Genomic DNA, 22,959 nt, shown 5'->3' on the forward strand with positions numbered 1-22,959 from the left:
AATGCGCATCGGATGCCTGCTGCATCTACGTTTCGATCTTTGTCCACGGCTTGTTTTCACTTGGCGAAGCGATGCTTTCGCGCACTTTTTACACGCACTCAGACAAAAGCGCCGCGCCCTCCCGGGCTTATGGATCGGACTTGAGCGGTCGATGCCGCGCTTGCCGAGGACGACTTCGAGAAGCGCCAAGCCCTTTGATTCGTCGGCCTTTTTTGCTGCGTGCGGAGACCCACTAAGCACTTTTGACGGGGCACGGCACGCAAGTTGCGGTAGGGGGACACGATTCGTGCAACACGCGGCGAACGTGATCGAGCATCACTAAAAGCAGCACCCACGGGGCGTTCCGCAAACAGGCTCAAAGCCGCGGACGCGCAGTATCGAAAATCGAAAAAATGGAGTATTGCCATGAAGACGACTCAATTTCTCAAAGCTGCTGGCGGTATCGCATGTGTGGTGTTCGCGCTGAACGTGAACGCGCAGACCACGACGACGAACTCGGGTTCGACGGACACGTCCGTTGGCCAAAAGGTCGATGACAGCGCAGTGACGACCAAGGTCAAGGCCGAACTGCTGCAAGCGAAGAACGTCAAGTCGACGCATATTCACGTCAAGACGCGCGCCGGCGTCGTCTCGCTGACCGGCACGGTGCCGTCGGCGGAAGACAAGACCGCCGCCGAAGAAACCGTTAAGCAGGTTTCCGGTGTTGCTTCCGTGAAAAACCATCTTAAAATCGCTGCCAACTAATGGCATAGTGCGTATGCCCGGCTCGCCACGGCGGGTCGCGGCGTAGCAGTCGCAGTACCGGAACCCGCGCGGAAGTTCGGCGAATCGCTCTTTTGAACGATGAAGCCAGGCTTCTAGCGCGGGTTCTTGCATGAGCAGCGTGGAGAACGTGCGCGCGGCCATGCGAAAGTCGCAGACAGGCATGACACGCAATACCCTCGCAGCATCTTTGCTACCTTAAAACGAAGTACGTCCGTTCGAGGACGTTACGCAAAGCCGGCCTGCGAATGCTTCCTTCGCGATGCATCCAAGGGCCACGGCAAATGGAGCTCTTATGAAGACGAAAAAGATGGCCTTGATTGGCGCGCTGGCACTCGCATTCTCGACGACGGCATTCGCGCAAGCGGCTTCCGACGCCGCTGCCGCTCCGGCGAAGAAGCAGAAAGGCACGTATCTGCATCAGCAAGACAAGGCGCACAAGCTGAAGGGCGCATCGGCGGCCGCTGCGGCTTCCGCGCTCGGGACGAACGACAAGGGTCAGCCGCACTAAGCCTTCGTCGTTGCCTGCTGCTTCACTGAAACGGCCGCGCAAGCGGCCGTTTCTCTTTGAGCTTTCGCTTCCATGCATGCGCGCCGCAATAAAAAATCGCCGCGCACTTGGCGCGGCGACTGTCGCATCACGAGCCGCCAACCTCGCGGCTTCGACGCTAAACCGAATCAGGACTTCGCTGCGGCGTACTGATCGCGCAGATCGCGGATACGGTCGTGGTTCTCGAGCACGCCCTGATACTGGCGTTCGACCACGGCACGCACATCGGCGGGCAGATCCTTGTCGAGTGCTTCGCGATAGTTCTTCTTGGCGGAATCTTCACCGCGCTCGCATTCGGCGAGAATCGCGTGATCGCCGTGACCGGTGACGGCCGATTTGACATCGACCCAGCCGCGATGCAGCGCGCCTGCAACCGAGCCGCCCGTTTCCGGCGTGCCGCCCAGACGCTGAACGATTTCCTGCAACTCGCGTGCGCCGGTCGTGCAGGCTTGCGCGCGGTCCTGGAATAGCAGCTTGAGGCTTGCGTCACGCGTCTCTTCGGCGGCCTTGAGGAAACCCTTTTCGCCGTCCTTCGACGTTTCGATGAGATCGTTGAGTACCGATACGACGTTCGTGCTCATATGACACCTCCTATTAGTTTGGATCTTGCCATCGTGCGACGTGCGGCACGTTGGCTCTGGTACGAGTAGACGCACGCGGCGTGCCCGGCAGACCGCTTTCCGCGGTCATTCGCTTCAGGCACGATGTTCCGCAAACTTTTCCACCGGCTTCGGCGGCTTGGACGGATCGAAGTCGCTCCACTTGCCTTGCTGCCAGCGGCCCGACGCGCGTTCGACATCGACGCCGCCTGCATCGCGCAAGATGGTGGCGGCATCGTTCGAATTCTCCGGCGACACATGCACCGCGACCAGCACGCCCGCATGACGCGGCGCCGCTTCGGTGTGAGCCGATTCCTTGGTCTTGGTATGCGACATCGCGCCCGCCAGCGAGCCAACGTAGGCGCCGACGCCTGCTGCGATGGCCGAGACGATCAGCGGCGCCTTGAAGATGGCGAAGAGCGCCGCGCCGACGATAGCGCCCACGACCGCACCGATGGTCACGCCCTTACCCGCGCCCTTGGGCGAGGAGCGCGCGCCGACGTCGGTGCCGACATCGCCGCCCAGCGGATGCCGCGCATGTTGACCGCCCGGATTCACGAAGAACAGGGTGACGTCTTCTTCGATGAAGCCGCGTTCGAAGAGGCGCTGTGCCGCGGCTTCGGCCGCGGGAAAAGTCTGGAAGCGACCCGCGATGATCAGGGACATATTCCCTCCTTCTTTTCAGTGTTGCGTGGTTCGGCCCGGGCGCGTGCGCTCGCGGGACAAAGGATTAACGATGTAAGTCCTGCTCAATCCGGTTCGAGTCCCGCGACGCGGAACAAGCCGCTGCGCAGCACGACGGGCACGCCGCCGTTGTCATCGAGCACTTCGGCGCATACCGCGCGAATGCGCGCCTCGCCGCGCTCGAATGCGGGAAGCAGATCGTCCTCGCGCGCGGATGGAGCGCCGAAATGATCTTCCAGCGCTTCGGCGCTGATAGAGCACACGACGGGTTCGGAGTCGACGAGCGCGGTGAAGTGAAGGGCGAGGTCGTCGCCATCGAACACGGGTTTTTCATCTGCAAAGGTGATATGCATGGTCGAATCCTCATAGGCCGGACGATGTCTTGCATGCGCGTCCGCTACGGCGCGGGTCAGCCGTGTTGCAGGGCTGTCGGATACATCGATGACTTCCATGAATTGAAAGACGCTCATGACGCCGCCTTTGCCTTCGCCAGTTGTTGCGCCATGGCGTAGTGATGGCCGATAACGGGCAACGCCTTCGCCGCGACTGCCTTCAACGCGGCGTCATTGCCTTGCTCGCTTTCTTGCTTGAACAACTCCATGGCCTTGCGATGCCCATCCACGGCTACCTTTTGGATATAGGCATCGTCGAATGCATCGCCCTGAAGATTTTGCAGGCTGCCGATCACCGACGAATCCGCGCTCGGTGGCTCGCTCATGCCGTGGCGTTTTGCGATTCCATCCAGGCTGTGCGCGAGCTTCGTATGATCCGCGATCATTCGCTGTGCAAAGTCCTTTACCTGCTTGCCGCTTGCATGCGTGAGCGCGAGCTTGCTGGCTGCGATTTCGGTCGCGCCCGCGGTGCCGGCGTCTTGCACGAACTGCTGGTCGACGCTCGACAGCTTGGCGCTTGCGGCGTCGCCGATCTGCGCGTAAGCAGCGCAGGCAACGGCCAGCGTTATCGCACTTGCACAGCCTGCGAACAACGATCGCGGCATCATCGGCTCGACTCCGTTTTGGTCGTTGATTCTTGTTGAATACGGTGGCCCCGTCGCTTCTTGTTTCAGGCGGCGCGCGTCTTGCCGAGCGCGTCGATCAGTGCCTTGTTGAAAGCGGGAATGTCGTCGGGCTTGCGGCTCGTGATGAGATTGCCGTCGATCTGCACTTCCTGATCGACCCAAGTGCCGCCCGCGTTGCGGATGTCGTCCTGCAAGCTCGGCCAGCTCGTCATCGTGCGGCCTGCAATGATGCCCGCCGAGATCGGCAGCCAGCCGCCATGACAGATCACGGCGATGGGCTTCTTCGCCTGATCCGCTTCCTTCACGAAGCTTTGCGCCTTGGCGTCCAGGCGGATGGCGTCGCCGTTGACCACGCCGCCCGGCAGCACGACGGCGTCGTAATCGGATGCGTTGGCGGCGTCGAAGGTTTGGTCCACATCGACCTTGTCACCTTTGTCGACGTGCTTGAAGCCCTGGATCTGTCCGGGCTTTTGAGAAATGACATCGACCTGCGCGCCAGCTTCCTTGAGCGCGCGCTGCGGCTCGATTAGTTCGGCTTGCTCGAAGCCGTCCAATGCAAGAATCGCGACCCTGTAACCGTCAAGGGAAATTGCCATTGCTTCACTCCTTCATTGCTCGAATATTGACGCACCGCAAGAGGCGGATACCTGATTCGAAAAGGAGCAAGGGGTGTGCCCAAGTGGGGGCTGGGGCGCGTCGGTGATCGGCCAAACCATGGCTAAAGCCGAACCATCAAACGGTCTCGACGCTACGCTTCCCCGTCAGCCGCAAAAGACTAACCAAAGCCGCGGTCGCCGCGAAACCAGCGCCTACGCCAAGCGCGATCAGCGGCCCGTGCTGCGGTTCGACGCCAAAGATCAACGCGACGATAGCCGCGCCGAGTGTCTGCCCCGTCAGCCGCGCCGTGCCGAGCATGCCGCTCGCGCCGCCGCTGCGATGCCGTGGCGCGGAAGAAATGATTTGTCGGTTGTTCGGAGACTGGAACAGCCCGAAGCCAAGCCCACAGACCGCCATGCGCCAGCCGATATCGAACGCATCCGGATGCGGGCCTGTCGTGGCGAGCAGCGCAAGACCCACGGTCAGAACCGCCAGCCCGATGCCGCCCAGCAGACCAGCGGGATAACGATCCGCGAGCACGCCCGCGAGCGGCGCGACGAACACGATCACGAGCGGCCACGGCGTCATCAGGAAGCCAGTTTCGACCTGACTCATGCCGAAGCCGTTCTGCAGCAGAAAAGGCAGCGACACGAACGCCAGCATCTGCGCGCAGAACGAACACACCGACGCGCCAATCGATAGCGCGAACACCGGAATGCGCAACAGATCGACGGGCAAAAGCGGCGCGCTTTGACGCAATTGCCGGCGCACGAAAAAGTAGCCGATGACCGCCGTCACGATGAACTCGCCGATCACATACGGCCGATGCTCGCCGTGCCCGAGCCCGTCGACCGCGACGATGGCCAGCCCGAAGAAAAGCGCGTTCATCAGCGCGCTGATGTAGTCGTAAGGCCGGCGATGCCCGTCCATGCGCGGCAGCGCCTTCGTGCCGATGGCAAGCGCTACGAGTCCTATCGGCACGTTGATGGCAAAGAGCCACGGCCAGGTGGCGACCGAGAGCACGCCCGAGGCGACCGTCGGACCGATCACCGATGAAATCGCCACCACGGTTGCATTGATGCTGATGCCGCGCCCCAGATGCTTTTGCGGATAGATCATGCGCACGATCGCGGTGTTCACGCTCATGATTCCCGCCGCGCCGAATCCCTGCACGATGCGCGCTAGCGTCAACGTGAGCAGCGAACCGGACATCGCGCAGGCCAGTGACGAGACAGTGAAGACCGCGAGGCCGGCCATATACACGCGACGGTAGCCGATGCGGTCGCCGAGCGAAGCCAGCGGCAAAAGCGAGATGGTGATGGTGAGCTGATACGCGTTGACGATCCAAATGGAATCCGCGGGCGAGGCCAGCAGATTGCGCGCGATGGTCGGCAACGCGACGTTGGCGATGGCGCCGTCGAGTACCGCGAGCGTAATGCCGAGCGCGACCACCGCGATGGCCCAATAACGCTGCGGCAGGGGAAGACCTTGTTCGGAATCCATCGGTAGGCGAGAGGTAGGAGCGGCGCGTTCAACGGCCGGACGATGCGCGCATCGTCCGGAGAAGAAGCGTGGTGCTTATTTCAGCTGATAGAGACCGGTGTACGTCGCCGAGTCGATCTCGTTGAGATGAGTCATGAAGCGCGCAACGGCATTGGTCGCGTTGGCGTCGAGCGGCAGTTGATCCGCCTTCAGCGCGTGAATACGGAAGATGTAGCGATGCGGCTTGTCGCCACGCGGCGGCGCGGCGCCACCGAAGCCAACCGTGCCGTAGTCGTTGCGCATTTGCAGCGCGCCCGCTGGCAAGAGGCTGCCATCCGCCTTGCCCGCGTTGCGCGGCAGCGAGCGGACATCGGCGGGAATGTTGACCACGACCCAGTGCCAGAAGCCGCTGCCGGTGGGCGCGTCGGGATCGTAGACGGTAAGCGCGAGGCTTCGCGTGTCGGCGGGCGGGTCTTCCCATTGCAGTGCCGGGGAAAGGTTGTCGCCCGAGACGCCGAAAGCCTGCTGATCGAACTCGTGCTCGCGCGTCAAGTAACCGTTGGCGGGAAATTCGTCGGACCAGATGCGGAAATCAGCCATGAGAGTCATGCCTCCTTGTCGCGTGTTGGGAGTTGGCGGACTGAAAGGGTCCGCGGACGTGTGTCGATGCACGCTTGAATATGGCAGCACGCAACCGATTGCAGCAAGCATGCCTACGATCGAGAGTTGAACTTGCGGCGCTTTATTCGATCGAGTGTAGCATCCGCCCCTCAATTGAGTCAGGCGTCGCTCTTGATTCGGGAAAATCGCCCGGAATCTGCTTGCTTATCAGCGGATGGGACGTAAAAGCGGCGCGCTACAATATTGAGACAAATCGTGCGATGAATAGCGCTCCGACGCGAGCCGAAGGGATTTTTATGCCAAACGATCCGCGCCCAATCATTGGACAGTTCACACCCGCGAGCGTGCCGGAAGACGATGCCGACATGTTCGACCTCGCTCCGGTCTCGCTCTGGCTCGAAGACTTCAGCGCCGTGCGCGAGCAGTTCGAGCGCTGGCGCGCGGCGGGCGTCACCGACTTGCGCGCGTTCCTCGAAGAAGACCCGGCGCGCATCGTCGAATGCTCTTCACGCATTCGGGTGGTGAAGGTGAATCGGCGCACGCTCGGCTTGTTCGGCGCGAAAGACCTCGATCATCTCGTGCAAAACCTCGAACGCGTGTTTCGCGACGACATGCTGACCACGCACATCGACGAACTGGAGCAACTCTGGTCCGGCGAACCGCGTTTCGTAAGCCAGACGGTCAACTACACGCTCGACGGCAAGCGTCTCGACGTGCTTCTCAAGGCCGCGATCTTGCCAGGGCACGAGAATACGTGGAGCCGTGTGCTCGTCACCATCGAGGACATCACGGAACTCGAAACCATGCGCCGCCAGACCGCGGCGAGCGGCCTTTATGCGCGCGGCCTTTTCGAGCATTCGCCGGTTTCGCTGTGGGTGGAAGACTTCAGTTCCGTGAAAGACTTGCTCGACGATGTACGCGAACGGGGTATCGTCGACTTCCGTACCTTTACGAGCGTGCACCCCGAATTCGTCGAACGATGCATGCAAGAGATTCACGTCCTAGACGTGAATCAGCACACCTTGCGCATGTTCGCCGCGCCCGACAAGGCGACCTTGCTCGCGCGTCTGCCGGAAGTGTTCCGCGACGACATGCAGCAGCACTTTCAGGAGCAGTTGATCGAGCTATGGGAGCACAAGCTCTTTCATCAGCGCGAGGTGCTGAACTATTCGCTCGATGGCAACGAGGTGCACGTGCACCTGCAATTTTCGGTGTTTCCGGGGCACGAGAAGCGCTGGGATCTCGTGCTCGTCGCGCTCACGGACATCACCGCGCGCAAGAAGGCCGAGGCGTATCTGGAGTTTCTCGGCAAGCACGACGTGCTCACCAAGCTCAAGAATCGCTCGTTCTATGCCGATGAAATCAATCGGCTGGAGCGCAAGGGTCCGTTCCCCGTGACGGCCATCGCGGTCGATGTGAATGGCCTCAAGACCGTCAACGATCAGCTCGGCCACGCGGCCGGCGACGCCTTGCTGCGCCGCGCGGGCGAAGTGCTCTCGAAGGCGGTGGAGAAGCCGTTCCAGGCGGCGCGGATAGGCGGCGACGAATTCATGGTGCTGCTGCCCGGCACGGACGAACGCGGCGGCGAGGCGCTGATGGACGGCATTCGCCAGTTGCTCGAAGTGAACAATCAGTTCTACTCGGGCATGCCGCTCAGCTTCGCGATGGGCGCCGCGACCGCGCACGAAGGCGAGCGCATCGAGCCGATGCTGCAACGCGCCGATGCCGCGATGTATGTCGAGAAGCGCCTGCACTACGCCAACGCGCAACGCAAATAGGGCGCTTCGGACGACGGCTTATTGAGCCTGTGCCGTCGCTTCATCGATACCCTTGTTCAGCGCCGGGCAGGCTTCGTCGATCTGCTTTTGGTATTGCGCCGGATTGCTCGTCTGCAGCTTGTTGATGCGATCCACCGTCGGTTGCGCCTGCGCGAGTCCGAGCTTCCACTCGGCGTCGAAGTCGGGCGCATCGGGGAAGTTCTTGCGTGCCATGTCCTTGAAACGCGCCACCTTGGCAGCGTCGATATGACACACGTCGGCCGCGCCGCGCGCGATGTTCGCGCTCGTCATCACGCCTTCGGCGGCAAGCAGTTGCGGCGTGGCGGGATGACCGGGAGGCAGTTGCGTCTGCGCCGCCGCGTGCAGGGCGCCAAGACCCAGCAAGGATGCGGCAAGTACCTGAAGGTGCTTCATTCGATTCTCGTTTGATTGATGCGGACCACGCATTGGGGACCGAAAAATTATAGGTTAAGCCTTTGAAAACAAATGCCGCGCATAGGGATGAAGCGCATAAGACGCTTGGAAACCCCATGCTAGAATCGATTTTCGATGCCGTTCTCAGACAGAAAAATGAAGAAAGGAAGCAAGGCCGCCAGTGCTGCGCCCTCGTCGTCCTCGGAAGGGCGGCGCAAGTACGATCCTGAGGAGACCAAGCGGAACATCCTTGACATCGCGACGCAGGAATTCTCGGCAATGGGTCTGACCGGCGCGCGCGTCGACGCAATCGCGGAGCGCACCAACACCACGAAGCGCATGCTGTATTACTACTTCGGCAGCAAGGACGGTCTCTATGAAGCCGTGCTGGAGCAGGTGTATGGCGACATCCGCGCGCTCGAACAAGAGCTCAGGCTGGAAGAGCTGGACCCGGAAGAGGCCATGCGCGAGTTCATCGGCTTCACGTTCGACTATCACGACAAGCATCGCGATTTCGTGCGTCTCGTGACTATCGAGAACGTGCATGGCGCGAAGTACATCGAGCAGTCGAAGACCTTCAAGGCGCGTAACTCGACCGTCATCAAGACCATCGAAGACCTGATTGCGCGCGGTGTCGCGGCGGGGCGTTTTCGCGAGGACATCGACCCGATCGATCTACATCTGATGATCAGCTCGTTCTGTTTTCATCGCGTGGCGAATCGGCATACGTGGGGCGCGGCGTTCGGGCGCGATCCATCCGGGCCGCGTTCACGGGCGCGGCATCGCGAGATGATCATCGAAGCGGTGCTGCGCTTCGTGCGCCGCGAAGACTGAAGCTAAGACGAGCCAAGACAAAACGGCGGCACTTCTGCGAGTGCCGCCGTTTTGGTTTCGAGGGCGCCGAAGGGCTCAGCGTTCCAGCAAACTCTGGAAATGCGCGAACATGCGCTCGGCATCCGGTTCGAGGCCGGTAAAGATGCGCAACGCATCCACGGCCTGACACACCGCCATGCCGCCGCCGCTCACCGTGCGGCAGCCGAGCGCGCGGGCTGCTTTCAGCAACTCCGTTTCGAGCGGGAAATAGACGATTTCCGCCACCCACAAGTCCTTGTGCAGAAACTCGGCGGGCAAGGGCAGGCCGGGCAGTTTCGCCATCCCGGTGGGCGTCGCATGAATCAGGCCGTTCGCCTTCTGCAATACGTCGCGTAGATCGCCGCCGCTCTTGACTTCGCGATCGGGAAAACGCGCGGCGAGTTCGCTTGCGAGCGCGGCCGCGCGAGTGTCGTCCGAATCGAATAGCGTGAGCGATCGCGCACCCATGGTCAGCGCGGCATGGGCCACCGCCGCGCCCGCGCCGCCCGCGCCGAGTTGCACCACGCGATCCATCGGCACACCCGGCAGACCGCGTTCGAACGCCCGCGCGAAACCCGACCAATCGGTGTTGTAGCCGATCCGCTTGCCATCCCTGAAGACAACCGTATTGACCGCGCCGAGCGCGCGGGCGTCGGGGTCGAGGTCGTCGAGCAAGGGGATCACGCTCTGCTTGCACGGATACGTGATATTGAGCCCGTCGAAGCCCATGCGTTCGGCGGCATCGAGCAGATCGGGCAGCGCGGACGGTTCGAGCGCGAGCGCCTGCAAGTCGATCCGTCGATACACATAGTTGAGCCCGAGCTTGCCGCCTTCTTCCTCGTGCATCGCGGGCGTGAGCGAGCCGCCAATACCCGAGCCGATCAGCCCGACGAGATAGGAGCGGGGAGACGCTTTGCTGGTCATGCGCAATACTCCAGTGCAAATAATGTAAGCGCAGTGTGACGGGCGCTCGGTGCCGTGTCCTTCGGTGTTTTCACGTATTTGTACGGTCTAGTTAGTTTGTTATGCTTGCGCACAATGACGTGGATTGCGTGCGCGCCGCTCCGTTTCCCGCAAGCGCCGCGAACGTCCTACACTGACGGGACTGCACCGATCCACCCGCATCATCTGAATGCAACGAGGAGGCAGCGATGCTGCGTTCAATCCGGACATCCATTGCGACGGTATCCATCAGCGGCACCTTGCCCGAGAAGCTGAAGGCAATCCGCGCGGCAGGGTTCGATGGCGTCGAGATTTTCGAGAACGATCTGCTGTACTTCGACGGCACGCCCGCCGACGTGCGCCGCATGTGCGCGGATCTTGGCCTCGCCATCTATCTGTTCCAGCCGTTTCGCGACTTCGAGGGCGTGAGCGCCGAGCGTCTCGCGAAGAACGCCGAGCGCGCAAAGCGCAAGTTCGAGCTAATGCACGAGCTCGGCGCGGATCGCATGCTGGCGTGCAGCAATGTGTCGCCGGACACCATCGGCGACGACGCGCTGATCGTCGATCAACTCGGCAAGCTCGCGCGCCTCGCGGAAGAAGCGGGCGTGATCGTCGGATACGAAGCGCTTGCGTGGGGGCGTCACGTCAACTCGTACAAGCACGCGTGGAAACTCGTCGATGCCGTGAATCACGCAAGTCTCGGTATCGTGCTCGACAGCTTCCATACGCTTTCCATCCGCGATTCGGTGGAGGAGATCGCGCGGATTCCGGGCGACCGCATCACCTTCGTGCAAATCGCCGATGCGCCCGTGCTCGCCATGGACGTGCTCGAATGGAGCCGTCACTATCGCTGCTTTCCGGGGCAAGGCGCGTTCGATGTCGCGGGCTTCACGGCGCGCGTGTTCGAAGCGGGTTACACCGGCCCGCTCTCGCTCGAAATCTTCAACGATGGTTTTCGCGCCGCGCCCACGGCCATCACCGCCGCGGACGGGCATCGCTCGCTGCGCTTTCTGGAAGAGCAGACGCGCGCATTGATGGGCGACCAGGCGCCAGCCGAACTCTTCGATCCGCCCGCGCCGCCCGCGCATATCGGCTTCCAGTTCCTCGAATTCGCCGTCGATGCCGCCACGCGCGAACATGTCGCCGGCTGGCTCGGCAGGTTGGGCTTTCGGCTGGCGGGCAAGCATCGCTCGAAGGATGTCTCGCTGTACCGGCATGGCGCGGGGTCGATCGTGCTCAACGCGGAAGCCGATTCCTTCGCGAGCGCGTTCTTCGAGCAGCACGGCTTGTCGCTGTGCGCGTCCGCATTTCATGTCGATGACGCGAAGCTCGCGTTCGAACGCGCGGCCGCTTATGGGTCGAAGCCGTTTTCGGGGCAGGTCGGACCAAACGAGCGCGTGGTGCCGGGCGTGCAGTCGCCGGACGGCAGCCTCGATTATTTCGTCGATGAGGAACCGGGCGGTCCCACGCTGTGGGAATCCGATTTCATTTTGACGGACATCGACGGGCCTTACGAAGTGGGTCCGCTCGAACGTATCGACCACGTGTGTCTGTCGCTGCCCGCGGACGCGCTCGACACCTGGGTGCTGTTTTTCCGCAGCGCGTTCGGCTTCGAGGTCGAAGCGAGCGTGACCGTGCCGGACCCGTACGGTCTCGTGCGCAGTCGTGCGGTACGCAGCCGCGACGGGTCGGTGCGCATTGCGCTGAATGCGTCGATGGACCGGCATACGGCGGTGGTGGAGTCGCTGACGACTTATCGCGGTTCGGGTTTGAATCACGTGGCGTTCAGCACGTCCGATATCTTCGATGCCATTCCTCGACTCGAAGCCGATGGCGTCAAATTCCTGCGCATTCCGCGCAACTACTACGACGATCTGGTTGCGCGCTACGGCCTGGCCGACGAACTGATCGACGCCATGCACGAACACAACATTCTTTACGATCGCGACGAGCGTGGCGGCGAGTTTTTCCATGCGTACACCGAGCAGCTCGATCAGCGCTTCTTCCTGGAAGTGATCGAACGACGCGGCGGTTACGATGGTTACGGCGCGGCGAATGCGGCCGTGCGGCTCGCGGCGCATGCGCAGCAGCAGCGGGCGCGGCAGGGGGCTTCAACTTCGGCTTCGGCGGGCGGATGATTGGCTGGCCGTGCGTGACTGCACGTCCTATCATGAAGACATGGCGGCAATTCAAAGGAGGGCGCCATGTTCGACTTACCGATGTTTCTAGTGGGCCTCGCGGCGCTTGCCGCCATTAGCATCGTCTTGCTGGCCGACGATTGGCGCGATGCGCGGCGCGAGCGCATGGCGCGACGTGAGCTCGAACAAGCGGCGCATCATCCGCTGCGGGAGTGGTGGCTCAGGCATCGGCACTGACCGGCGCGCCGGGTTCGATATCGGCAGCATCGGCCAGGCGCTTGGCTTCGCGTGCCTCTGCGGCGGCTTCGAACCGGTCGACATACAAATACAACCGATGCACCGTCTGCAACTGCGTGTGAGACAGATGCGCCTGCCGCGTGATGGCCGCGAGACGCTCGCGCCAATACGCTGGTGGCAGCGCGTACCCGCCCGCGTCGCGCGACAATGACTGCCGCAACACCCGCTCGAGATGAGTCAGGTCCTGGTCTGCCAGCAATGCCGAGAACGCGCCTTGTGGCTTGGTATCGGGGATAGGGTCCATTATTGCGATGGCGGCCGTTTCTGATCCAGCTTGATAGGGATAAACCCTGAACGTACGCCGTTGGCGTCAGCGTGATGAATTTTCCGCGCGACCTCCCGATTAGCGCGAGTGGCGTTTGCTATACTCTGCGCTCGCTTGGCCGTCTCGCAACGGCGAGCCGTGCGCCTCGATGCTGGCGCGCTCCCCGTAGTTCACGGGGTGGAATGATCCCGGGGAGCATGGCTGTATGGTATTTTTGGTCTTTGCTGTAGCAAAAATGTAGCAGTTAAGATTACTCGTCAGCAGGCCACTTTCTTATGAGGCTGCACTGCGCCTCCGGCAGTGAACTTCACGGCGCTAAGCAACGTTTTACGCTGCCTGATCATCGCTGTCTGGGGCATTGCGGCGCCATGCAGCATTGTCGCTTGCGTCCACCGGCAGTTTGAAAGGCTCGGCTTCCTTGTTCACGCTGTCCCAATGCTTGACGTTGAACGGCAATTGAGTCACAGCAAGATTTGCGCGATAGGTCTTGCCTGTGACCTCGTCTCTTCGAATTCCTTTCGGGCCGCCCTGAGAACTCCGGTTTGGAAGGCCTGCATGACTGTTTCATTTACGTGATGAGTCACTGCGCGCTATCTCGAACATGGCATCTGATATGCGGCCATGCCATTGTAAGCAGCAAACCGTTTTGCGCCGCCGGTGTTAGTCAACGTTGACAACGTCGCGCCACTGACTTAATTGCTCACGAAGCGTTATGACATCGCGAGTAGGTCAGCTATCGTAGTCGCCAAGAGCAAAGGGGCATTCGGATAATGTTGAAAGTCGGCCGCATTCACCGAGCGGATGTAAGCGGCCATGAGCGGTCCTTCATTGCGGTGTCCGCATAGCAGCCATCCGGTAGGTACCGTAGCACCCCGATAGGGGCGAGGGTATGATCGCACTTAAAATCCGCTCGAATTCGGCATGCTCGCGCTCAAACCAACGCTAGTCCCGCTGTTCCTGCTTGTCGTTTCGATGTCGGCTAAATGGTGGGGGCATCTATTGCTGGCTGGTTGGCTGGTCTACCCGTGGTTGCAGGTCCGAATCTGTTTATTCTTGTGCTCGCGCATGGCCCGATCTTCGGCGCGCGCGCTGCCACGCTGCCTCTTTCCGCAATTCTCGCGTCAGAAGCATTCAATCTCGCATATGCATGGACCCGCCGCTCGCGTTCGTGGCGCGTGGCACTAGTTGTAGGGGCTTATTACGCGGTCTATTTCCGCGTTTGGCTTATCAATGTTGCCAACGTCACCTATCTGGACCGCGACCGCCGCCTTCGCCGCCGTGTGCTTCTGCCAGTCGTTCTTGCCGCGCAGCCTGCGATCGCAGCAGCCGCACCGCTTACGCGGTCCGACCTGATAAGCAGGATGGTTGCTGGCGCAGTCCTGACGCTCCTGGTTACCTCGTTATCCGGTTGGGCCGGCCCCCCCGCGTGGAGCGGTCTGCTTGCGGTCTTCCCACTGCTCGGAATCGTCTTATCGGTGTCGTCACACCGGGCACATGGGGCGGCCTTTGTGATTTCGCTGCTTCGGGGCATGGTGCTAGACAGGTTTTCGTTTGCAGCATTTTGTTTTTTGCTTTCCTTTTCACTACCTTATCAGCGTCCAATCGTGGCCTTTTCCATCCACTGCGACCGATGCCCACCAGGCTGCGCTTTCGCCGCTCGCATTTGGATCAATGGCGTCCCGATAAATTCTTTTGATCTGCTCTAACGTTATTTACACGCCTTCTAGTTATGGTGGAAGCGCCGCGTTAAGACGTTCGGATTAGGAGGCGTGGTTTCTGACTGCGATCCCGGAGCACCTCGTCGTCCCATCGACAAGCCAAGAAGAACGATGCTATACGAGCGCGCCGTCATCATGCCGGCGCTAATAAACGAGAGCCGTTAGGGCGCGGCGCTGATCTGGTCCTACGGCAATTTTCATCTACGTACTGCATGCGCCATCTCTATCGACTCCTATGTCCCTGCCCAAGCCTTGGCGCTCAATACAGGTTGTTGCGGACTGACTGGTAGTACGCATCGTCGATCGTGCGTACGATGTTCGCATCCTGTTCAGCCATTGCCGCTTTCATTTCTCCAGGCGACGGAACGCTCGAACGATCAAGTCGCGATGCGTCGCTCCAGAGCTTTGCTCGATTAATTGCTTTGCCGCAGTGAAACAGTACCTCATCAATCGTCACGACAATTGCCGTCTTGGGTGTTTTTGTGCCTTCGGCAAAACGACCCAGCAGTGCCGGGTCATCTGTGATTGTGGCGCGTCCGTTAATGCGCATGAATACTTCGAGACCGGGAAACAGGAACAACATGCCAACGCGATCGTCTTCCGTCAAATTTCGCAACGACGCTATGCGGTTATTGCCCGGCCAGTCCGCAAAGGCGACGTGCTTTTCGTCGAGCGCGTGCACGAATCCGGGTTGGCCTCCGCGAGGTGACGCATCTAGCCCTGTAGCATTGCCTGTGGCGAAACAGAAAAAACTCGCAACACGCAAGTAGGCACGGTGGAAGGGTAGCAGGCGCGGCAATACGCCCTTTGTAATGAATTCGGATGGTTGGTCATACAAGCGGTCGAGGTCGCTCGTGTCGAGTGCAGCAGATGACATGGTTCGGCTCCGGCAAGAGGATGCTCGAAGCATAATCCGATAAGCGTTGGCAGCGGTAGACTATAGGTGCCAACCGATAGCGCGAAGCCGCCATGCCTTCACTCAATCATCTGCAGAGCAAATTCGACCTCGTCCATACGTTAACGGGTGTGGATCCACCATTGATCGCGCTAGCGGGGAAGCAGAGCGCTCCGCGCGAGTCAGGGGCCCATCAGCACCCTACGGGTCAATTGCTGGGCCTCTTTCAAGGCCTGCTGAGCGTTCGGACTCATAGCGGCGCTTGGGTATTTCCGACGACACGGGCCGCGTGGATCCCGCCATCAACCGTCCACGCCGCACGTTCGCACGGTCCGTTCTCGGGTTGGGCGGCATACGTGTCTGCGCACGCGTGCGCTGCGCTGCCCAAAGAGCCGCGCGTTATCGAGATGACGGGCTTGCTGAAAGAGGCGATCGTGCGTGCGGCCGAGTGGGAGTACGCGCCTTTAGACGACCGACAGCGGCACATCGCCGCCGTGATCCTCGACGAGATCGCCGGCAGCCACGCCGATGCTTTTAGCTTGCCGATGCCTAGCGACGCTCGGCTATTACGCATCGCGACCGCACTTGCCGATTCGCCCGCTGACACGCGATCGCTCGAAGACTGGTCCATCTGGGCGCATGCAGCACCACGTACGGTAAGTCGCCGCTTCGTTTCAGAGACTGGCATGACGTTCACCGCGTGGCGACAGCGAGCTAGGCTTGTGCGCGCACTCGAGTTGCTAGCGGCAGGAGAGCCAGTTACCAGTATTGCCCTGCAGCTCGGGTACGACAATGCGAGCGCATTTATCGCGTTATTCCGGCGGACGTTCGGCACGACGCCGGGCCGTTACTTCGGGGCCGAGCCCACTACGCTCGGGTGTGCGCCTGACTCTCTTGCAACTCTATCAAAGCCAGCGCCGAAATTAACACATCTATAGCTCTTGGCGGAAGGCGGCAACACGCCTTTCCTGCTGCGGAACCTATAGAAGATGGCGGATGTGCCGTTATACCTTTCGTGCTGTCGCGCCGTTCCGTGCATAGAGCAGAAAGCGCGGTGTCTCACGCTTGACCCATAGCATTTTGCAAATGAAGCGCCTTACAAATTTCTTGATAGTAGTGTCGACGTATGGCGCGCTTGCATGTTTAGGCATAGCCCTGACCCGGACGACATGGGGCGTCAGCAGTATATGGCCTGCAAATGGTCTGATTGTCGGCCTGTTTTATAACGGCCGTAATACCCGCTGGAGCGACCTTGTCAGCGCTGTCGCCATCGGCGGCTTTATCGCCAATGCGGCGTTCCTGACTGATCGCACGGCCGTGCCGCTTTTCACATTCGGAAATGTTATTGAACTCGTGGTCCTTTGGATTTCGTTCACCGTTTCTCATGCCTCCGTATCAGCAGTCAAGAATCCGCGCAGTTTGTTTTGGTTTTTGACCTGCGCGGTGCTTTTTCCGGTAACAGTGTCGGCGGTCACGGTCGGGGTGGCCTCGCATCTCGCACTAGGATGGCCTCCGCTGTCTGTCAGCCGCAGTTGGTTCGTCAGCGATGCGCTCGGTCTATTGCTTTTCATGCCGCTCGGCTATGTTTTCCGACGTGCGCAGCGTCAATTGTCCGTTGCAAGAAGCCGCCAAAGATCGTTAGAGAAGATCCTGCGGAAGTGCCGACAAGGCGTGTTTGCGCACGCAATCGTCTTGGTCGTGACCATCGCAGCATTTCAACAATCGCACTGGTTACCGGCCTATTGGGTGTTGCCATCGGTGGTGCTCGCCGTTCTTTGGGCGGGCAGCTATGTAGCGGTCACGGGAACTTGCATTGCCACTGCGCTTGCAGTGATCTGCACCGTCGGACAACCGCTTACTAGTCCTCTCGGCAGATATGCAGGTCCCGAGCAGGCCATTCTCGCGGTCCAGGGTTTTGCGCTTGCATGCGCACTCGCTTCATACTTGATGGCGTCCGTACTTTCAGACCGTCGGCAATATCTGACGCAAGTCCAAACAATTTGCCGTACACAGCTTGATCTAGCAGCTAGACTGCGTGCCGCAAACGACGAACTCGCAACCTTGGCGTGGCGAGATCCACTGACCGGGCTCGCAAATCGACGCCGATTCGATGCAGCGTTGATGGATGTGTCGCGTGTCAAAGATCTAGATGACGGGCAAATCGCGATCCTGTTCATCGACGTCGATTGGTTTAAATGTTTCAACGATCGCTATGGCCACGCATTCGGCGACGGCGTTTTGAGAGCGGTCGCGCTTGCCATCAGCGACGTCCTGCCGGTCGGATCGACTTTTGCTCGCATTGGCGGCGAGGAGTTTGCAATTTTATGTTTAGTGCTTGACGCGGCTGCAGCGGGCGAGCTTGCCGAATCGGTCGTGCAGCAGGTCCGCAAGCTCGCCATAAAGCATGCCGACAGCGCGTACGGTGTCGTAACTGTGAGCCTGGGTCTAATGCTTTGCGATTCCACGCACGTGGCGGATGGAGCTCGCATGCTCGACCTTGCTGACGCTGCAATGTATCGCGCCAAACATGAGGGGCGCAATCGATGGGTAAGTCTGTCTCACGACGAATCGACGCAATATAGTGTGGATGCTGTTGCGAGAAAGTTATAAGGTTTCCTGTGCAACACGAAGACTTTATGGGCGATGCTTGTCCTCAACACTTAATTTGTTGAAGAAAAATCCGTTACCCATGAAGCAGCGGACGCATTGTTCGATACAGTCACTTTGAGCAATGGGGCGACGCACATACTGTTTGCAACTCCCTCTATACCTCGCAGCGAAAAAAATGAAGTTTCTCAATCGTCTATCGGTCCGTCAAAAACTTCTTGTCGCAATGGGCTTTGCGATTCTTTGTTTTGTGTTTGTCTCGACGGGGCTAAGCGTCGCCTTGACAGGTAACAGCCTTAAGCAGCGGGCGGTTGCTGTCGAATTACCTGCTGCCTTAGGCGAAATTCGCAATGACGTGTTGCGACAGATTGGCGCGCCGCTTGCGCTTGCAGAAGGAATGGCTTCGAACACCTATCTTTTGGATTGGGAGGCCAAAGGCTTGCCCGACGATGGTATTGACGCGTGGAAGCACTACGCGCAAGCGTTAAAAGGGCAAGCGAACGCGTCCACGATTTCTTGGGTATCTGCGGAAACAGGAAAGTATCTGAACGAGACGGGTCTGTCGCGGACAGTGTCGCGCAGCGACGCTGGAGATCAGTGGCTATACAAATTTCTTTCAAGCGGCAAGCCGTATGAATTGGATCTCGACAAAGACAAGGCCTCGTCGCAGTACAACCTCTTCATTAACTCTCGCTTTGATGCTGGCGGGAAGGTCGGCGTCGCATCGCTCGGGTTGTCTATAAGCCAACTCGCGGATGCGATCCGCAGTTATAGAATCGGTGAACACGGCTTTGTTTATCTCGTGCGCCCGGACGGAGCGTACGTTATTCATCGCAACACCATGCTTGCGGATGGGCATCATTTCCTGAAAGACCAACCGGGTTTCGACGGACAATCCGTGGCGACGCTGCTGTCCAACCAGAAGTTCGCAATAACGAGCGTGGATGGAGCGAATGGGAAGAACTTCGTCGCGGCCTCGTACATGCCTGAGCTCAACCTGTATGTACTTGCCGAAGTGCCTGAAGCGGACGTCCTTGGCAAGATCACACAAACTTCGACAATTGCTGCGATCGTCGCTTCTTTAGTTGGTGGCGGCATCGGCTTGCTTATCATCATCGTTGTATGTCAAACCATTGTCGGGCCGCTCGGGCGGGCGGCGTTGATGCTGCGCGACATCGCAAATGGCAACGGAGATCTTACGCGACGCATGAAAGTGGAAAGCAGTGACGAGGTAGGGGTGCTTGCACAGTCCTTCAATCGTTTCGTGGAGTCGTTGAATCGAATCATCGCGGAGGTGCGCACTAGCACGCAGACCATCACTACAGTTTCTGGCGAGATAGCGTCTGGAAACTTGGACCTTTCGGCCCGCACCGAATCCCAAGCGTCCAGCCTCCAAGAGACTGCCGCGGCAATGGAAGAACTCACGACTACCGTGCAGCAAAATGCCACGAATGCGCGGGCAGCTAATGACCTGGTCGCCGCCGCCGTGGGATGTGCCCAACGCGGGGGGGATGTGGTCGCTAATGTAGTGACCTCAATGGCTGCGATCAGTGAGTCTTCGCGGCGAATCACGGAGATCATTGCAGTTATCGATGGCATTGCCTTTCAGACTAATATCCTTTCGCTTAATGCTGCCGTGGAAGCTGCCCGCGCGGGCGAACAAGGACGCGGTTTCGCCGTTGTCGCGTCGGAAGTCCGTTCTCTGGCACAGCGCAGCGCCAGCGCTGCAAAGGAGATTAAGAATTTGATCGATGGATCGGCCTTAAATGTCGATGAGGGTAGCCGACAGGTCGCGATCGCGAAGACGTCAATGACAGAAATCGTGGCGTCAGTTGAACGCGTGACCCACATAATCAGTGAAATCGCCAATGCGAGTGCGGAGCAGAGTGTCGGTATCGGGCAGGTCAACCAGGCGGTTGTGCTAATTGATCAGAATACGCAGCGCAATGCAGCGCAGGTTGAGGAAGCGGCTGCGGCGGCTGGCGCGATGCAGGATCAGGCCACCGCACTGGCGCGCATTGTTGCAATGTTCAAGCTTGACGAGCACATGTCCTGATCCACAAGGTAAAGCCTACCAACTAGTTGGTCAGCGGAACCGCGATTTACGGATATACTGTATGGATGTACAGTACGTCTTGGGCGCATTCCGCTGTGAAGCTGCTTATGGTGAAGGCGATGCCCAACCTGCGAAGCGAACGAGGCGCACTCCCGGCAATCATGTACAACGCAACTGGGCAAATCAAAGTCTGTCCTCACACTCATGACCGACGAAAAGCGCGAAAGTCGTCGACGGGCGATTCATAACATCGTAAAGCAGCGCTTCAATGGCGTTGTGTTGGACCCTCGGACGTTGGCTGATCTCGAGACGGCGGCAAGAGAAGAGATTTCCGCGATTGAGATAGGCGAGCTACTGCCTTCGCGCGAGGGGAACCGCGCCCATTCCAGCATCGACATGCAAATTGAGATCCAAGTGATGCCGCATCCTGATGCAGGATGGCAGGTAATAGTGCCACGCATCGAGATGGACCAATCGCCGTTTGTGTTTGTCGTAGCCTCTCAGCTGGAGGCAATTCGCTTCGCCCGAACGTTTTTAGTTGACGGCGTGGATATACGAGTATTTCCGGACTAGCAAAGGCTATTTCGATATCCCTGGCATGGCCCAAGTGTTCAGTGCGCCATGCCGGCCGTTTCGGCAACTGCTGCTGGGACGAGCGCGCGGCGTTTTTGTACGCAGTCTGGCTAATTGATCAAAATTGCGACAACATCGAGCTAGCCCTCTCGGATGCCGAACTGGTGAGTGAACTTGAAGCCTCTCACCGATGTAGAGCATAGTCCCCATCTTCGAGCAACTGATCTATTTGTAAGAGTAAATCAGTAAGCGCCGTGAAGTGATGCGGTGTAAGCGAATCGCTTTCGAGTAAGTCCGAAATCCGGCGGCGCCAATAGGCCGAGCAAGGAAAATGTGAGGCCTGCGCAGAACTGCCGCGACAGCGACTCGCAGGTGCGCCAGTTTCGCGTCGGTCGTCAAGATGGTGCGCGCGTCGAAGCGGAGATCTGACCCATTCCTCATGTGTCGGTATCGCCAGACCAATCTTAAAGCGTCGCTTACAACAAAAAAATCCCGCACCAAGGAGTGTGGGTGCGGGATTGACCTCAAGTCGCGTGGACGACTGAAGTTGAGCTAGGACCGGTTAGAGTATAGATGCCGCATCACATAGGTCAAGGGACAACCGATGAAACGGTATGGGTTTGCAATTTGTCCCATTACTCGATTTTTTTTGGATATCTCACGTGGGACCGCTCATCGCTCATGTGAAAAAATCAACCGGAGGTCGCTATGTACAGAATCGGCGGTTACATCGTTGGGGGCGACAATCACGACGTGCCGTGCTGCTTGATGCTCTCTAGGCGAGCATTCGGTTCTACGCCGGACCGCTATTGTCGGTTGAGCTAGCTACACTTGGACCCACACACGAGTCTTTGGGTTCGCGGACAAAAGCGTCACCATCATCACGGGTGAAGCAGCGACTCGAACTTCGGGCCGCTAGCCGCGTCATCGCGATTTTTGAATGGACCATCGCCATTCGGCGCTGGCCGTAAGGAGAAGCACCAAACTGCTCCAGTTCGAGCCAATGCAGCATGCAGAGAAATTCTTCGGGAAGGAGGCTCGCGTTGCCCTTGCAATGGTTCAGTTAATTAGGCCCGCGAGTTGCTTGTATGAAGAATCTCGGACGGAGGTCGCCATGCACAAGATCGGCGGTTACATCGTGGAATGCTCGGTAGAAGAATATCGGGACGGATGGAGAGCTATTCTGCGGCTATTCCGCCATTGGCCGACATCACACCGTCGCGAGGCGGCAGTGCAATATTCTGTCCCTGCGTTATTCCCGGCTAAGTCAGCTGCCGAACGTGCTGCGTTTCTATGGGCTCGCCGGCTAATCGATACTAACCGAGACAACATTGAGTTCGCGCTGGCGGACGCGGAGTTGGATGGCGAGTTAGCAACTCACCGGTAACTTGCATAGACGCCTCATCTGCCCTCAGATCCGGTGAGGCGGAGAAGTAACTCGTTTAGCACGGCGACTTGGCTTTGTAGAAGCGAACCTCGGGCAAGCAAGTCTACGATGCGACGCCGCCAGTACGCGGGCGGCAAAACTTGATTTGGCGAGCGCAGGACAATGGCCACGGCGACCTGAAGGTGTGCTAGCTCGCCATCATTCATGTTAATGACACGCGCGTCGAAGCGAGGGCCGGAATGTGAAGTCACACCATGATATCGGCATGGGTGTGCTTTTCTTAAAGATTCGCTTACAAATAAATTCGTCTTGTAAGCGTATTGCCTAACCGACGAGCCGGTCAGCCGATGGCGAACCTTACAGCGTCGTTCAACCTTCGAGTGGCGTCGTCATCGCGGCTGCGATAGCCTAAGTGTTCCTAGCTGCTCGCGACGGTCGGCTGCGACTGAAAGCGACGGCCGCGGACGATTTCGTTTCAATCTCAGCGCGATACATCACGGAGAGCACTTATCGGTCGAGCACTTCAGCCACCTCAACTGTGGTGCTGACGACTAAACCTGCGATCTGATCAAGAAACATGCGTATTTCCGGAGTGAGTCCGGCCTCTTTCAGTTGCTCGGAAAAATCGTCCGCACGTGCCGAAATATCGTAAGCGCGCAGAAATGGACGTCTGGAACTCTTTGATCTGAGCGTGCAGGCTATGTCCACTGTTTCGAATCAGTGG

General features: G+C 59.3%; 21 protein-coding genes and 1 pseudogene. 11 read left to right on the top strand and 11 right to left on the bottom strand.

The genetic code is table 11. The features are described 5' to 3' along the window. Positions 1-405: 405 nt before the first annotated feature. Positions 406-744 carry a BON domain-containing protein gene (locus NCT04_RS04675; protein WP_244827460.1) on the top strand — a complete coding sequence of 113 codons (339 nt, stop codon included), beginning with the start codon at positions 406-408 and terminating at the stop codon, positions 742-744. A gap of 313 nt (positions 745-1,057) precedes the next feature. Continuing rightward, positions 1,058-1,273 (top strand): hypothetical protein, encoded by a 216-nt coding sequence (locus NCT04_RS04680; protein WP_250463988.1) that lies wholly within the window; start codon positions 1,058-1,060, stop codon positions 1,271-1,273. Between the two features lie 167 nt (positions 1,274-1,440). Here NCT04_RS04680 and NCT04_RS04685 read toward each other — a convergent pair whose 3' ends face one another. From NCT04_RS04685 to NCT04_RS04715, 7 genes are all read right to left on the bottom strand, one after another. Next, positions 1,441-1,893, bottom strand: coding sequence for a PA2169 family four-helix-bundle protein (locus NCT04_RS04685; RefSeq protein WP_250463990.1), 453 nt, complete (start codon positions 1,891-1,893; stop codon positions 1,441-1,443). Positions 1,894-2,007: 114 nt separating this feature from the next. Next, entirely contained in the window at positions 2,008-2,577 is a 570-nt protein-coding gene (locus tag NCT04_RS04690) for a glycine zipper 2TM domain-containing protein (protein ID WP_244827463.1), read from the bottom strand. 83 nt (positions 2,578-2,660) lie between these two features. After that, the gene (locus tag NCT04_RS04695) at positions 2,661-2,948 is read right to left on the bottom strand and encodes a DUF1488 family protein (protein ID WP_244827994.1); all 288 of its coding nucleotides are present in this window, start codon (positions 2,946-2,948) and stop codon (positions 2,661-2,663) included. Positions 2,949-3,061: 113 nt separating this feature from the next. Further along, the gene (locus tag NCT04_RS04700) at positions 3,062-3,595 is read right to left on the bottom strand and encodes a DUF4142 domain-containing protein (protein ID WP_250463992.1); all 534 of its coding nucleotides are present in this window, start codon (positions 3,593-3,595) and stop codon (positions 3,062-3,064) included. 62 nt (positions 3,596-3,657) lie between these two features. Further along, positions 3,658-4,209: a type 1 glutamine amidotransferase domain-containing protein gene (locus tag NCT04_RS04705; RefSeq protein ID WP_250463994.1), complete on the bottom strand. Its 552-nt coding sequence runs from the start codon at positions 4,207-4,209 to the stop codon at positions 3,658-3,660. Positions 4,210-4,345: 136 nt separating this feature from the next. Next, a complete protein-coding gene (locus NCT04_RS04710) occupies positions 4,346-5,713 on the bottom strand; it encodes an MFS transporter (RefSeq protein WP_250463996.1) in 1,368 nt (455 codons plus the stop codon). Positions 5,714-5,788: 75 nt separating this feature from the next. Continuing rightward, positions 5,789-6,292: a YbhB/YbcL family Raf kinase inhibitor-like protein gene (locus NCT04_RS04715; RefSeq protein ID WP_250463998.1), complete on the bottom strand. Its 504-nt coding sequence runs from the start codon at positions 6,290-6,292 to the stop codon at positions 5,789-5,791. Positions 6,293-6,609: 317 nt separating this feature from the next. On the opposite strand from NCT04_RS04715, the gene NCT04_RS04720 reads away from it, so the two are divergent. Then, positions 6,610-8,091: a sensor domain-containing diguanylate cyclase gene (locus tag NCT04_RS04720; RefSeq protein WP_250463999.1), complete on the top strand. Its 1,482-nt coding sequence runs from the start codon at positions 6,610-6,612 to the stop codon at positions 8,089-8,091. A gap of 18 nt (positions 8,092-8,109) precedes the next feature. Here NCT04_RS04720 and NCT04_RS04725 read toward each other — a convergent pair whose 3' ends face one another. Further along, positions 8,110-8,505 (bottom strand): hypothetical protein, encoded by a 396-nt coding sequence (locus tag NCT04_RS04725; protein ID WP_244827469.1) that lies wholly within the window; start codon positions 8,503-8,505, stop codon positions 8,110-8,112. A 156-nt stretch (positions 8,506-8,661) separates the two neighbouring features. On the opposite strand from NCT04_RS04725, the gene NCT04_RS04730 reads away from it, so the two are divergent. Further along, entirely contained in the window at positions 8,662-9,339 is a 678-nt protein-coding gene (locus NCT04_RS04730) for a TetR/AcrR family transcriptional regulator (RefSeq protein ID WP_244827470.1), read from the top strand. A 75-nt stretch (positions 9,340-9,414) separates the two neighbouring features. Here NCT04_RS04730 and NCT04_RS04735 read toward each other — a convergent pair whose 3' ends face one another. Further along, on the bottom strand, positions 9,415-10,281 hold the full coding sequence (locus NCT04_RS04735) for a shikimate dehydrogenase (RefSeq protein WP_250464001.1): 867 nt from the start codon (positions 10,279-10,281) through the stop codon (positions 9,415-9,417). Between the two features lie 239 nt (positions 10,282-10,520). On the opposite strand from NCT04_RS04735, the gene NCT04_RS04740 reads away from it, so the two are divergent. Beyond that, positions 10,521-12,437 (top strand): bifunctional sugar phosphate isomerase/epimerase/4-hydroxyphenylpyruvate dioxygenase family protein, encoded by a 1,917-nt coding sequence (locus NCT04_RS04740; protein WP_250464024.1) that lies wholly within the window; start codon positions 10,521-10,523, stop codon positions 12,435-12,437. Positions 12,438-12,503: 66 nt separating this feature from the next. Then, positions 12,504-12,674 carry a hypothetical protein gene (locus NCT04_RS04745; protein WP_250464003.1) on the top strand — a complete coding sequence of 57 codons (171 nt, stop codon included), beginning with the start codon at positions 12,504-12,506 and terminating at the stop codon, positions 12,672-12,674. On the opposite strand, the gene NCT04_RS04750 is transcribed toward NCT04_RS04745, so the two are convergent. Next, on the bottom strand, positions 12,658-12,978 hold the full coding sequence (locus tag NCT04_RS04750) for a hypothetical protein (protein ID WP_250464005.1): 321 nt from the start codon (positions 12,976-12,978) through the stop codon (positions 12,658-12,660). The genes NCT04_RS04745 and NCT04_RS04750 overlap by 17 nt on opposite strands. A 942-nt stretch (positions 12,979-13,920) precedes the next feature. Between NCT04_RS04750 and NCT04_RS04755 the strand changes: the two are divergent. Next, positions 13,921-14,705 (top strand): annotated as a pseudogene (locus tag NCT04_RS04755) (hypothetical protein). A 271-nt stretch (positions 14,706-14,976) separates the two neighbouring features. Here the strand turns inward: NCT04_RS04755 and NCT04_RS04760 are convergent. Next, complete coding sequence (locus NCT04_RS04760; protein ID WP_250464006.1) at positions 14,977-15,594, bottom strand: MSMEG_1061 family FMN-dependent PPOX-type flavoprotein; 618 nt, start codon at positions 15,592-15,594, stop codon at positions 14,977-14,979. 563 nt (positions 15,595-16,157) lie between these two features. On the opposite strand from NCT04_RS04760, the gene NCT04_RS34415 reads away from it, so the two are divergent. From NCT04_RS34415 to NCT04_RS04780, 4 genes are all read left to right on the top strand, one after another. Beyond that, on the top strand, positions 16,158-16,550 hold the full coding sequence (locus NCT04_RS34415; protein ID WP_284503055.1) for a helix-turn-helix transcriptional regulator: 393 nt from the start codon (positions 16,158-16,160) through the stop codon (positions 16,548-16,550). Positions 16,551-16,677: 127 nt separating this feature from the next. Then, entirely contained in the window at positions 16,678-18,222 is a 1,545-nt protein-coding gene (locus tag NCT04_RS04770) for a GGDEF domain-containing protein (RefSeq protein WP_250464008.1), read from the top strand. Between the two features lie 175 nt (positions 18,223-18,397). After that, positions 18,398-20,275 (top strand): methyl-accepting chemotaxis protein, encoded by a 1,878-nt coding sequence (locus tag NCT04_RS04775; RefSeq protein WP_250464010.1) that lies wholly within the window; start codon positions 18,398-18,400, stop codon positions 20,273-20,275. 204 nt (positions 20,276-20,479) lie between these two features. Then, positions 20,480-20,848, top strand: a complete 369-nt coding sequence (locus NCT04_RS04780) for a hypothetical protein (protein ID WP_250464012.1) — start codon at positions 20,480-20,482, stop codon at positions 20,846-20,848. Positions 20,849-22,959 lie beyond the last annotated feature (2,111 nt).

It is taken from the genome of Caballeronia sp. GAFFF2 (genome assembly GCF_023631485.1).
GTDB lineage: Bacteria > Pseudomonadota > Gammaproteobacteria > Burkholderiales > Burkholderiaceae > Caballeronia.